Consider the following 13,805-nt stretch of genomic DNA (forward strand, 5'->3'; position numbering starts at 1 on the left):
ATGGACAACGAACAGAAGCTCCGGGACTACCTCAAGCTTGCCACCGCCGATCTCCGAAGGACGCGGCAGCGGGTCAATGAGCTGGAGACGGCGGCCCAGGAGCCGATCGCCATCATCGGTATGACCTGTCGCTACCCCGGCGGTGTCAGCAGCCCGGAAGACCTCTGGCGCCTGGTCGAGGCCGGTGAGAACGGCATCACGGCGTTCCCCACCGACCGCGGCTGGGACGCCGAGGCGCTCTCCTCGTCCAGCACCTCGTCCGGCGGATTCCTGCACGACGCCCCCGACTTCGACGCCGACTTCTTCGGTATCTCGCCGCGCGAGGCCGTGGCGATGGACCCGCAGCAGCGCGTCGCACTGGAGTCCGCCTGGGAGGCGTTCGAACGCGCGGGCATCGACCCGACCTCGGTCAAGGGCAGCCAGACCGGTGTGTTCATGGGCGCGATGGCCCAGGACTACCGGGTCGGTCCCGCCGACGGCGCCGAGGGGTTCCAGCTCACCGGCAACACCGGCAGCGTCCTGTCCGGACGTATCTCCTACACCTTCGGTACGGTCGGCCCCGCCGTCACCGTGGACACCGCCTGTTCCTCCTCGCTCGTGGCCGTCCATCTCGCCACCCAGGCGCTGCGCGCGGGGGAGTGCACCCTCGCGCTGGCCGGCGGCGTCACCGTCATGTCGAGCCCCGGCACCTTCATCGAGATGGGCCGTCAGGGCGGCCTCTCCGCGGACGGCCGCTGCCGCTCCTTCGGGGACACCGCCGACGGCACCGGCTGGGCCGAGGGCGTCGGCATCCTCGTCCTGGAACGGCTCTCCGACGCCCGCCGCAACGGCCACGAGATCCTCGCCGTGGTGCGCGGCACCGCCGTCAACCAGGACGGCGCGTCGAACGGACTGACCGCGCCCAACGGCCCCTCCCAGCAGGAGGTCATCCAGCAGGCCCTGATCAACTCCCGGCTCTCCGCCGCCGAGGTCGACGCCGTGGAGGCACACGGCACCGGCACCACGCTCGGTGACCCGGTCGAGGCCCAGGCCCTGCTCGCCACCTACGGCCAGGGCCGCGACAAGGACCGGCCGCTGCTGCTGGGCTCCGTCAAGTCGAACATCAGCCACACCCAGGCCGCCGCCGGTGTCGCGGGTGTCATCAAGATGGTCATGGCGATGCGCCATGGAGTACTGCCCCGGACCCTGCTGGCCGACGAGCCCTCGTCGCATGTCGACTGGTCGCGGGGCGCGGTCCGGATCCTCGACCGGAACGCCCCCTGGCCCGAGACCGGCGCGCCCCGGCGCGCGGGCGTCTCCTCCTTCGGCATCAGCGGCACCAACGCGCACACCATCGTCGAGCAGGCCCCGGCCGCCGACGGGGCCGATGACGCTGCCGACGCCCCCGCGGACGGCGCCGGCATCGAGCCGGGCACCGTACCGCTGCCGGTCTCCGGACGGACCCGTGAGGCGCTGCGCGCCCAGGCCGCCGGGCTGCTGGCCGCGCTGGAGGCCGACCCCGCCGCGAGCGTCCTCGACACCGCCTACTCACTGGCCACCACCCGCGCGGGCTTCGAGCACCGCGCCGTGCTCCTGGCCGCCGACCGCGACGGCGCGCTCGCCGCGCTGACGGCGCTGGCCGAGGACCGGGAGACGGCCGGCCAGGTGCGGGGCGCCGTCCAGGGCGCCACCCAGGGCGACGGCAAGCTGGCGTTCCTCTTCACCGGCCAGGGCTCCCAGCGCCTCGGCGCGGGCCGTGAACTCCACACCAGATTCCCGGTGTTCGCCCAGGCACTGGACGCCGCCTTCGCCGCGCTCGACCCGCTGCTCGACCGGCCGCTGCGTGATGTGCTCTGGGGCGAGGACGCCGACGCGCTGAACCGTACCGAGTACGCGCAGCCCGCGCTGTTCGCCGTCGAGGTCGCGCTGTACCGCCTGGTCGAGTCCTGGGGCGTCAAGCCGGACTATCTGACCGGTCACTCGATCGGCGAGATCACCGCCGCCCATGTCGCCGGAGTGCTGTCGCTGACCGACGCGGCCGCCCTTGTCGCCGCCCGCGGCCGGCTGATGCAGGCGCTGCCCGAGGGCGGCGCGATGATCGCCGTACAGGCCACCGAGGACGAGGTCACCCCGCTGCTGGCCGGCCACGAGGACGCGGTGACGATCGCCGCGGTCAACGGCCCCTCCGCGCTCGTCCTCGCCGGTGAGGAGAGCGCGGTCGCCGGGATCGCCGCCCGCCTGGCGGACGGGGGCCGCAAGACGAAGCGGCTGACGGTCTCGCACGCCTTCCATTCGCCGCTCATGGAGCCGATGCTCGACGAGTTCCGCGCCGTGGTGGCCGGCCTGTCCCTCCAGGCCCCGCTGCTGCCGTTCGTCTCCAACCTCACCGGCGAGCCCGCCACGGTCGCGCAGGTCACCTCCACCGACTACTGGGTGGATCATGTCCGCCGGGCCGTACGGTTCGCCGACGGCGTCGGCTGGCTCGCCGGCCACGGCGTCACCACCTTCCTCGAACTCGGCCCCGACAGCGTCCTGTCCGCGATGGCCGAGGACTGCCTCGACGCGGCGGACGCGGAGGGCCACGCCGCGCTGCCCGCGCTGCGGGCCGGCCGCCCCGAGACCGACACCCTCACCACCGCGCTGGCCGGACTGTACGTACGGGGCGTCACCGTCCGCTGGGCGGAGTACTTCGCGGGCACCGGCGCGCACCGTCACGACCTGCCGACCTACGCCTTCCAGCGCCGCAGGTACTGGCCCAAGGGCGGCGCCCAGAACCAGTCGGCCGATCTGCGGGCCGCCGGGCTCGGCGCGGCGCACCACCCGCTGCTCTCCGCCGCCGTCTCCCTCGCCGACTCCGAGGGCGTGCTCCTCACCGGCCGGCTCTCGCTCCAGTCCCACCCATGGCTCGCCGACCACGCGGTGCGCGCCACCACACTGCTTCCCGGCACCGCCTTCCTCGAACTCGCCCTCCGCGCGGGCGACGAGGTCGGCTGCGACCTGGTCGAGGAACTGACCCTGGCCGCGCCGCTGATCCTCCCGGAGCGGGGCGGTGTCCAGGTCCAGCTGTGGATCGGCAACCCCGACGACTCCGGCCGACGCACCGTCAACGTCTACTCACGCCCCGAGGGCGGCGACGAGACGGCCTGGACGCGGCACGCCACCGGCGTACTGGCCGTCGACGAGCGGGCCGGGGAGCGGGGCGCCGGGTTCGACGCCGCCGTGTGGCCCCCCGCCGGGGCCGAGCCCGTCGCCGTCGAGGGCGTCTACGACCGGCTGGCCGACGACGGCTTCGCCTACGGTCCGGTCTTCCAGGGGCTGCGGGCCGCCTGGCGGCGCGACGGCGACGTGTACGCCGAGGTCGTGCTGCCCGAGGCCGGCGAGGCAGACGCGGACGCGTTCGGTCTGCACCCCGCGCTGCTGGACGCGGCGCTGCACGCGGCGTCCTTCGTCGAACTCGGCGCCGACAGCCGCGGCGGACTGCCCTTCTCGTGGGAGGGCGTGTCGCTGCACGCGAGCGGAGCCTCCGCGCTGCGGGTACGGCTCTCCCCGGCCGCCGAGGACGCGGTCTCGATCACCGTCGCCGACACCTCCGGCGCGCCGGTCGTCTCCGTCGAGTCGCTGGTGCTGCGCGCGGTCGCGGAGCGGGAGCTGGACAGTGCCGCCACGGCCGCCCGCGACGCGCTGTTCGGTCTCGACTGGGTTCCCGTACGGCAGGGTTCGAACGTCCCCGCATCCATTGCCCTGGTGGGACCCGACGCGTTCGGACTCGCCGGGCACGAGGCCCTGGCGGGCACGGTCGTGGTCCATCCGGATCTGGCGGCGCTGGCGGCGGGCGAGGATCCGGTGCCCGCTGTCGTCCTGGTGACGGTCGGCGGTACGGGCGACGCGGACGCGGCGCGCTCCGCCCACGCGCTCACCGCCGAGGTCCTGGCGGCGGCGCAGGGCCGGCTCGCCGAGGAGCGGTTCGCCGGATCACGGCTGGTGTTCGTGACACGCGGCGCCGTGGGCGGCGCCGATGTGGCGTCGGCCGCGGCGTGGGGTCTGGTGCGCTCCGCGCAGTCGGAGAACCCCGGCAGCTTCGGACTGGTCGACCTGGACCCCTCGGGGCCCGTCACGCTCCCGCTCCGGGCCCTGGGCACGGACGAGCCCCAGCTGATCATCCGGGACGGCGAGATCAGGGCCGGGCGGCTGGTGCGCAGGGCGCTCGGCGAGATCGGGGCCGGGCCGGTCTGGGACGCCGACGGCAGCGTGCTGATCACCGGTGGTACGGGCGGTCTGGGCGCGGTCGTGGCGCGGCATCTGGTGGTCGGGCTCGGCGTGCGCCGGCTGCTGCTGGTGAGCCGCCGGGGCCCGGACGCCGAGGGCGCCGGGGCGCTGACGGACGAGCTGACGGAGCTGGGCGCCGAGGTCACGGTCGAGGCGTGCGACGCGGCCGACCGCGACGCGCTGGCCGGGCTGCTGGCCCGCCACACCGTCTCCGCCGTGATCCATGCGGCGGGTGTGCTGGACGACGGACTGGTCGGTTCGCTCACTCCGGAACGGCTGGACACGGTCCTGCGTCCCAAGGCGGACGCGGCCTGGAACCTGCATGAACTGACGCGCGGTCAGAAGCTCGCCGCCTTCGTGGTCTTCTCCTCGGTCGCCGGAGTCATCGGCAGCGCGGGACAGGGCAACTACGCGGCCGGAAACGCCTTCCTGGACGCGCTCATGGCGCGCCGCCGCTCCGAGGGCCTGCCGGGCGTGTCCCTCGCCTGGGGCCCCTGGGACCGTACCGGCGGTATGACGGGCTCCCTGGCGGAGGACGAGGCGGAGCGGCACGCGCGCTCGGGGGTACCCGCGCTCCCGGTCGAGCAGGGCGTGGCGCTGTTCGACGCGGCGCTGACCACGGGCGAGGCCGCCGTCGTACCCGTACGGCTGGACCTGCCGGTGCTCCGTGCCCAGGGAGAAGTACCGCCGCTGCTGCGGTCGTTGATCCGCACCCGCGTCCGCCGCGCGTCGTCCGTCGCGGGGTCGGGCACGGCCGGCGGTCTCGTCCAGCGGCTGAGCAGGCTGGACGCGGCCGAGCGTGCCGAACTGCTGCTCGATCTCGTACGCGGACAGGTCGCCCTCGTCCTGGGCCACGCCAGTGGTGCGGACATCGACGCCGGGCGCGCCTTCCGTGAGCTGGGCTTCGACTCGCTGACGGCGGTGGAGCTGCGCAACCGGCTGGGCACCGTCACCGGACTGCGGCTGCCCGCCACACTGGTCTTCGACTACCCGACCGTGCGCGCCCTGGCCGCCTACCTCCTCGACGAACTGCTCGGCTCCGACGCGGCGGTGGCCGTTCCGGCCGCCACGCGGACCGCCGCGGTGGCCGACGAGCCGATCGTGGTCGTGGGGATGAGCTGTCGGTATCCGGGCGGGGTGGCCTCGCCGGAGGATCTCTGGCGGTTGGTCACCGAGGGCGCCGACGCCATCTCCGGCTTCCCCACCAACCGCGGCTGGGACGTCGAGTCGCTCTACCACCCGGACCCGGACCACGCCGGTACGGCGTACACCCGCTCGGGCGGATTCCTGCACGAGGCGGGCGAGTTCGACCCCGCCTTCTTCGGGATGAGCCCGCGTGAGGCGCTCGCCACCGACTCGCAGCAGCGGCTGCTGCTGGAGGCCTCCTGGGAGGCCGTGGAACGGGCGGGCATGGACCCGACGACGCTGCGCGGCAGCGCGACCGGTGTGTTCGCCGGAGTGATGTACAGCGACTACGGCGCGGTGCTGGCCGGCCCGGAGTTCGAGGGCTTCCGGGGCGGTGGCAGCTCGGCGAGCCTGGCATCCGGCCGGGTCTCCTACACGCTGGGCCTGGAGGGCCCGGCGGTGACGGTGGACACGGCGTGCTCGTCGTCGCTCGTCGCGATGCACTGGGCGATGCAGGCACTGCGCAGCGGTGAGTGCTCGCTCGCGCTGGCCGGCGGTGTGACGGTGATGTCGACCCCGTCGGTGTTCGTGGACTTCGCCCGCCAGCGCGGACTGTCGCCTGACGGCCGCTGCAAGGCGTTCTCCGACTCCGCCGACGGCGTCGGGTGGTCCGAGGGCGTCGGCATGCTGGTCCTGGAACGCCTCTCGGACGCCAGGCGCAACGGCCACGAGATCCTCGCGGTGGTCCGGGGCTCCGCCGTCAACCAGGACGGCGCCTCCAACGGTCTGACCGCCCCCAACGGCCCGTCGCAGCAGCGCGTCATCCGTCAGGCGCTCGCCAGCGGCGGACTCGCGGCCGACGACGTCGATGTGGTGGAGGCGCACGGCACCGGCACCACGCTCGGCGACCCGATCGAGGCGCAGGCCCTGCTCGCCGCGTACGGGCGTGACCGCGACCCGGAGCGTCCGCTGCTGCTCGGTTCGGTGAAGTCGAACATCGGTCACACCCAGGCCGCCGCCGGTGTGGCGGGCGTGATCAAGATGATCATGGCGATGCGCCATGGAGTACTGCCGCGGACGCTGCACGTCGACGCCCCGTCCTCGCATGTGGACTGGTCGGAAGGCGCGGTGGAGCTGCTGACCGAGCAGACCGCCTGGCCCGAGACCGGCCGCCCGCGCCGGGCCGGTGTCTCCTCGTTCGGTATCAGCGGCACCAACGTCCACACCATCATCGAGCAGGCCCCGCGCACCACGGTCCCCGCGCGCACCGCCCCGCGCCGCGAGCCCGGAGCCGTGCCCTGGCTGATCTCGGGCCGGACCCGGGACGCCCTGCGCGGCCAGGCCGCCCGGCTGCTCTCCTACGTACAGGCGCGGCCCGGACTCGACCTGGTGGACACGGCGTACTCGCTCGCCACCACCCGTACCCGGTTCGATCAGCGCGCCGCCGTGGTGGCGGGGGACCGTACCGTGCTGCTGCGGTCGCTCACCGCGCTGGCCACCGACCGCCCCGACGCCGGACTGATCGAGGGCGAGGCGGCGCGGCGCGGCAGGACCGCCCTGCTCTTCACCGGCCAGGGCAGCCAGCGGCCCGCCATGGGACGCGAACTGTACGAGCGGTTCCCGGTGTTCGCCGAGGCGCTCGACACGGTGTTCGCCGAGCTGGACCCGATGCTCGACCGGCCGCTGCGCGAGGTGCTGTTCGCCGGCGAAGGCACGGCCGAGGCCGCGCTGCTGGACGAGACCCGCTGGACCCAGCCCGCGCTGTTCGCGGTCGAGGTCGCGCTGTTCCGTCTCGTACGGTCCTGGGGCGTCACACCGGACTTCGTCGCCGGGCACTCGATCGGTGAACTCGCGGCGGCCCATGTCGCGGGCGTGCTGTCGCTCGCGGACGCCTGCGCGCTGGTCGCGGCCCGCGGCCGGCTGATGCAGGCGCTGCCCACCGGCGGCGTGATGGTCGCGGTACAGGCGGCCGAGGACGAGGTCACCCCGTTGCTGGCCGACCGCGAGGACACCGTCTCGATCGCCGCGGTCAACGGCCCCGACTCGGTCGTCGTCTCCGGTGACGAGGACGCGGTCCTGGAGATCGCCGCCGCGTTCGAGGCGCGCGGGCGCAAGACCAAGCGCCTGCGGGTGAGCCATGCCTTCCACTCGCCGCGCATGGCCGGGATGCTCGACGCGTTCCGAGCCGTCGCCGAAGGACTCACCTACAGCGCGCCGCGGATCCCGCTGGTCTCGAACCTGACCGGCGCCCTCGCCACCGACGAGCAGGTGTGCTCGGCGGAGTACTGGGTCGCGCATGTCCGCGACGCGGTCCGCTTCGCCGACTGCGTCCGCACGCTGCGCGACGCCGGCACGACCACCTTCCTGGAACTGGGCCCCGACGCACCGCTCTCCGCCATGGCCCAGGACACCCTGGGCGACACCTACGAAGCCGAACTCGTCCCGCTCTGCCGCGCCGGCCGCGGGGAGGAGGCGTCCGTCACCGCCGCGCTGGCCCGGCTCCAGGTGCGGGGCGGCACGGTCGACTGGCCGGCCTACTTCGCGGGCAGCGGCGCCCGCCGCGTCGATCTGCCGACCTACGCCTTCCAGCACACGTTCTACTGGCCCGAGCTGCCCGCGGCCTCCGTCGCGGCGAGCGCCGACCCGGGGGACCAGCGGCTGTGGGCCGCCGTGGAGCGCGGCGACGCCGATGAGCTGGCCGCCATCCTCGGTCTGGGCGAACAGGAACACGATTCCCTCGGCTCCCTGCTGCCCGCGCTGACGTCCTGGCGCCGCGGCAAGCAGGAGAAGACCCTGCTGGACTCGTTGCGCTACCGCGTCGAATGGACCAGGCTCAACAAGCTGGCCGCCCCGGTCCTGGACGGCACCTGGCTGCTCGTCACCAGCGAGACCAGCGAGACCGGTGAGACGAGCGACACGAGCGACACCAGCGAGATCAGCGGCGCCGAAGACACCGAGGCGGGCGTCGGCGATCTCGCCGAACGGCTGGCGGCCGCGCTCAGCGCCCACGGCGCGCGGGTACGCCGCCTCGTCCTGGACCCCTCGTGCGCCGACCGGCGGACGCTGGCCGCGCGGCTCGCATCCACCAAGTCCACCGAGTCCAGCGACAGCGCCGCCCATGTGCTCTCCCTGCTCCCGCTGGACGAGCGCCCGAGCGACAGCCACGCGCCGCTCACCCAGGGCCTCGCCCTGACGCTCGCGCTCGTCCAGGCACTCGACGACACCGGATCACGGGGACGGCTGTGGACGGCCACCCGGGGCGCCGTGTCCACCGGCCCCGCCGACCCGGTCACCCACCCCGCCCAGGCCGCCGCCTGGGGCCTCGGCCGGACCGTGGCCCTGGAGTACCCGCGGCTCTGGGGCGGACTGATCGACCTGCCCGGCACACTCGACCAGCAGGCCGCGCAGCGGCTCGCGGGCGTGCTCGCCACGAAGGACGCCCCCGACGGCGAGGACCAGGTCGCGCTGCGCGCCTCCGGAGTCTCCGGCCGTCGGCTCGTCCGGTACACCGTCGACGCGGTCCCCGCCGCCGAGGAGTTCACCGCCCGGGGCACCGTACTGGTCACCGGCGGCACCGGTGGCCTCGGCGCCGAGGTCGGCCGCTGGCTGGCCCGCTCCGGCGCCGAGAACCTCGTCCTCACGTCCCGGCGCGGCCCCGACGCCCCCGGCGCCGCCGAACTCCGCGCCGAGCTGGAGGAACTGGGCGCGCGCGTCGAGATCGTCGCCTGCGACGCCGCCGACCGCGACGCGCTCGCCGCCGTACTCGCCGGCATCCCGGCCGAACTGCCGCTGACCGGGGTCGTGCACACCGCGGGCGTCGGACAGTACGGCCCCCTGGCCGAGCTGACCCCCGCCGAGTTCGCCGGGCTGACCTCCGCGAAGCTGGCCGGAGCCGCCCATCTCGACGCCCTGCTCGGGGACCGCGAACTCGACCTGTTCGTCCTCTTCGGCTCCATCGCGGGTGTGTGGGGGAGCGGCGGCCAGAGCGCCTACGGCGCCGCCAACGCCTATCTCGACGCCCTCGCCGAGCACCGGCGCGCCCGGGGCCTGACCGCCACCTCCGTCGCCTGGGGCCCCTGGGCCGAAGCCGGCATGGCCACCGACGAGGCGGTCTCCGGCGCCCTGAAGCGCCAGGGACTCGGCTTCCTGGAGCCGGGCCCGGCCATGGCCGAACTGCGCCGCGCCGTCGTCCAGCGGGACATCACCGTCACGGTCGCCGACGTCGACTGGGACCGCTACGGGCCGGTGTTCACGTCGGTACGCCCCAGCGCGCTGCTCGCCGACCTGCCCGAGGTACGGGCGCTCGCCGGCGCCGGCGCACCGGACGACACCGGCAGCGCCTCCCAGTTCGTCACGCGCGTACGCGCCCTGGACGGGCCCGAGCAGGACCGGTTCCTCTCCGACCTCGTACGGAGCGAGGCCGCCGCGGTCCTCGGCCACGGCTCCGCCGACGGTGTCGCGGAAGGACGTGCCTTCCGCGACATCGGCTTCGACTCGCTGACCGCCGTCGAACTGCGCAAGCGGCTCTCCGGCGTCACCGGCCTCACCCTGCCCAGCACCATGGTCTTCGACTATCCGACCCCGGTGGAGCTGGCGCGGTATCTGCGGGCCGAGATCCTCGGCTCCGTCCTGGAGGTGGCGGGCCCGGTCGCCACCGGCGCGGCCGACGACGAGCCCATCGCGATCATCGGCATGAGCTGCCGCTTCCCCGGCGGCGCCGACTCCCCGGAACAGCTGTGGGACCTGGTCACCAACGGCGCGGACGCGGTGACGGAATTCCCCGTCAACCGCGGCTGGGACGCCCAGGGGCTCTTCGACCCCGACCCCGACCGGCAGGGCAAGACCTACTCGACGCTCGGCGGATTCCTGCACGAGGCCGACGCGTTCGACCCCACATTCTTCGGCATCTCCCCGCGCGAGGCGCTGGTGATGGACCCCCAGCAGCGGCTGCTGCTGGAGACCACCTGGGAGAGCTTCGAGCGCGCCGGGATCAACCCCGCCGAGGCACGCGGCAGCCTGACCGGAACCTTCATCGGCTCCAGCTACCAGGACTACGGCCTCGGCGCGGGCGACGGCGCCGAGGGCCACATGGTCACCGGGAGCAGCCCCAGCGTCCTGTCCGGACGTATCTCGTACGTCTTCGGTCTCGAAGGCCCCGCCGTCACCGTCGACACGGCCTGCTCGTCCTCGCTGGTCGCGCTCCATCTGGCCTGCCAGTCACTGCGCAACGGCGAGTCCACGCTCGCCGTCGCGGGCGGCGCCACGATCATGACCACGCCCGCCCCCTTCGTCGCGTTCAGCCGGCAGCGGGCCCTCGCGCAGGACGGACGCTGCAAGGCGTTCTCCGACGACGCGGACGGCATGACGCTCGCCGAGGGCGTCGGCGTCCTGCTGGTCGAGCGGCTCTCCGACGCCCGGCGCAACGGACACCCCGTCCTCGCGGTGATCCGCGGTTCGGCCATCAACCAGGACGGCGCGTCCAACGGGCTCACCGCCCCCAACGGCCCCTCGCAGCAGCGCGTGATGCGCCAGGCGCTGGCCAACGCGCGCCTCGCCCCCTCCGACATCGACGCCCTGGAGGCGCACGGCACCGGTACGCCGCTCGGCGACCCGATCGAGGCGCAGGCACTGCTGGCGACCTACGGCCGGGACCGCGACCCGGAGCGCTCCCTGCTGCTCGGCTCGGTCAAGTCCAACATCGGGCACACCCAGTCCGCCGCCGGTGTCGCGAGCGTCATCAAGATGGTGATGGCGCTGCGTCACGGCGTGCTGCCGAGGACGCTGCACGCCGAGAACCCGTCCTCGCACGTGGACTGGTCCTCCGGCACGGTGCGGCTGCTGCACGAGGCCGTCGAGTGGCCCGAGACCGGCCGCCCGCGCCGGGCCGCCGTCTCGTCGTTCGGCATCAGCGGCACCAACGCCCATACCCTGCTGGAGCAGGCGCCGGTGGCCGACCACGTGTGCCCGATGCCGACCGCTCCCGCGCTCCCGCCGGTGCCCGTCGCGGGCGGTGTCGTCCCGTGGGCCGTCTCGGCCAGGACCGGCGCCGCGCTGCGCGAGCAGGCGGCCCGGCTGGTCTCGTACGTCGAGAACGCGGACCCCGCGCCGCGCCCGCTCGATCTGGGCTTCTCGCTCGTCGCGTCCCGCTCGGTCTTCGAGCACCGCGCCGTGGTGGTCCCCACCGAGGACACCGACCCGCTGGAGGCCCTGCGCGCCGTCGCGGCCGACGGACCGTCGTCCGTGGTGGCCCGGGGCGTGGCCGACGTCGAGGGCAAGACGGTCTTCGTCTTCCCCGGACAGGGCTCGCAGTGGGCCGGGATGGGCGCCCAACTGCTGTCGGAGTCTCCGGTCTTCGCCGAGCGGATCGGCGAATGCGCCGCCGCTCTCGGCGAGTTCGTGGACTGGTCCCTCCTCGATGTGCTGCGGGAGACGGAGGGCGCGCCCACGCTGGAACGCGTCGATGTCGTCCAGCCCGCCTCGTTCGCGGTCATGGTGTCGCTCGCGGCCCTCTGGCGCTCGCGGGGCGTGGAGCCCGCCGCGGTCGTGGGCCACTCGCAGGGCGAGATCGCGGCGGCCGTCGTGTCCGGCGCGCTGTCCCTGCGGGACGGCGCCCGGGTCGTGGCGCTGCGCAGCCAGGCGATCGGCCGCACGCTGGCCGGTCACGGCGGAATGATGTCCGTGGCACTGCCGGTGGACCAGCTGGAGAACCGGCTGGACGCGTGGTCGGGCCGGGTCTCCGTGGCCGCCGTCAACGGGCCGCGCTCGGTCGTCGTCTCCGGCGAACCGGACGCGCTGGACGAACTGTCGGCGGAGCTGACGGCCGAGGAGGTACGGGTCCGCCGGGTCGCGGTGGACTACGCCTCGCACTCCGCGCAGGTCGAGAATCTGCACGACGAACTCCTCGATGTGCTCGCGCCGGTCACCCCGCGCGCCTCCGACGTCCCGTTCTTCTCGACGATGACCGGCGACTGGCTGGACACCGAGGAGATGGACGCGGGCTACTGGTTCCGCAATCTGCGCCGGCGGGTCCTCTTCGCCGACGGCGTACGCGCCCTGCTGGACGCCGGGCACCGCGCCTTCATCGAGGTCAGCTCGCATCCCGTACTGACCATGTCGGTGCAGGACATGATCGACGAGACGGCCGAACCGGCCGTCGCCACCGGCACGTTGCGCCGTGACCAGGGCAGCGTCTCCCGCTTCCTGCTCTCGGTCGCCGAGGTCTCCGTACGCGGCGTCGAGGCCGACTGGGCCGGACTCTTCGCGGGCACGGACGCCCGGCGGGTCGATCTGCCGACCTACGCCTTCCAGCACGAGAAGCTCTGGGCCATACCGCCCGCCCCCGAGCACGCCCTCGCCGCCGACCCCGTCGACGAGGAGTTCTGGACGGCGGTGGAGCGGGAAGACCTCTCCGCGCTGACGTCCACCCTGGGCACGGACGAGGACTCCGTGGCCGCCGTACTGCCCGCGCTGTCGTCGTGGCGCAGGTCCCGCAAGGACCGCAGCACCGTCGACTCCTGGCGCTACCGGGTGTCCTGGGCACCGGTGGGCACCGTCCCGCAGCCGTCGCTGACCGGCAGTTGGCTCGTCGTCTCCGCCGACGGGCACGACACCGCCGAGGTGGCCGACGCGCTCGGCGGCCAGGGCGCCGAGGTGATCCGGCTGGTGCTGGACGAGCCCTGCGCGGACCGCGCCGTCCTCGCCGAACGGCTCGCCGGAATCGGTGAGTTCGCCGGGATCGTCTCGACGCTCGCCGCCGCCGAGGAGCCCGGCGGGCTCAACCCGGGACTGACGCTCGGCCTCGCGCTGACCGTCTCGCTGGTCCAGGCCCTGGGCGACGCCGGAATCGAGACGCCCCTGTGGTTCCTCACCCGGGGCGCGGTCTCCACCGGCCGCTCCGACGAGGTCACCTCCCCCGTCCAGGCACTGGTGTCCGGCGTGGGCTGGACCGCCGCGCTGGAGCACCCGCAGCGCTGGGGCGGCGTCATCGACCTGCCGCACACGCTCGACCGGCGGGCGGCCGGACGGCTCGCCTCCGCGCTCTCGGGCGCGCTCGGCGAGGACGACCAGCTCGCCATCCGCTCCTCCGGGGTCTTCACCCGCCGTATCGTCCGCGCCGAAGCCGGGGAGCGGGGGATCTCCCGCGACTGGACGCCGCGCGGCACCACGCTCATCACCGGCGGCTCCGGCACCCTCGCCCCGCATCTCGCCCGCTGGCTGGCCGGAGAGGGCGCCGAGCACCTGGTGCTCATGAGCCGCCGGGGCATCGACGCCCCGGGCGCGGCCGAACTGGTCGCGGAACTGGCCGCGTCGGGTGCGGAAGCCACCGCCGTCGCCTGCGATGTGACCGACCGCGACGCCGTCGCCGCGCTCCTCGCGGACCTCAAGGCCGCGGGCCGTACCGTACGCACGGTCGTCCACACCGCCGCCCTCATCGA

At 74.3% G+C, this 13,805-nt stretch carries 1 protein-coding gene (cut by a window edge); it reads left to right on the top strand.

All coding sequences use genetic code 11. The features are described 5' to 3' along the window. Positions 1–13,805, top strand: the 5' portion of a protein-coding gene (locus tag ACIRQP_RS19955) for a type I polyketide synthase (RefSeq protein WP_403891591.1). Its footprint extends 14,797 nt past the window's final position; 13,805 of the gene's 28,602 nt are visible here — the first part of the coding sequence; it begins with the start codon at positions 1–3; its stop codon lies beyond the right edge, outside the window.

Source organism: Streptomyces sp. NPDC102274, assembly GCF_044766385.1.
Classification (GTDB): Bacteria; Actinomycetota; Actinomycetes; order Streptomycetales; family Streptomycetaceae; genus Streptomyces.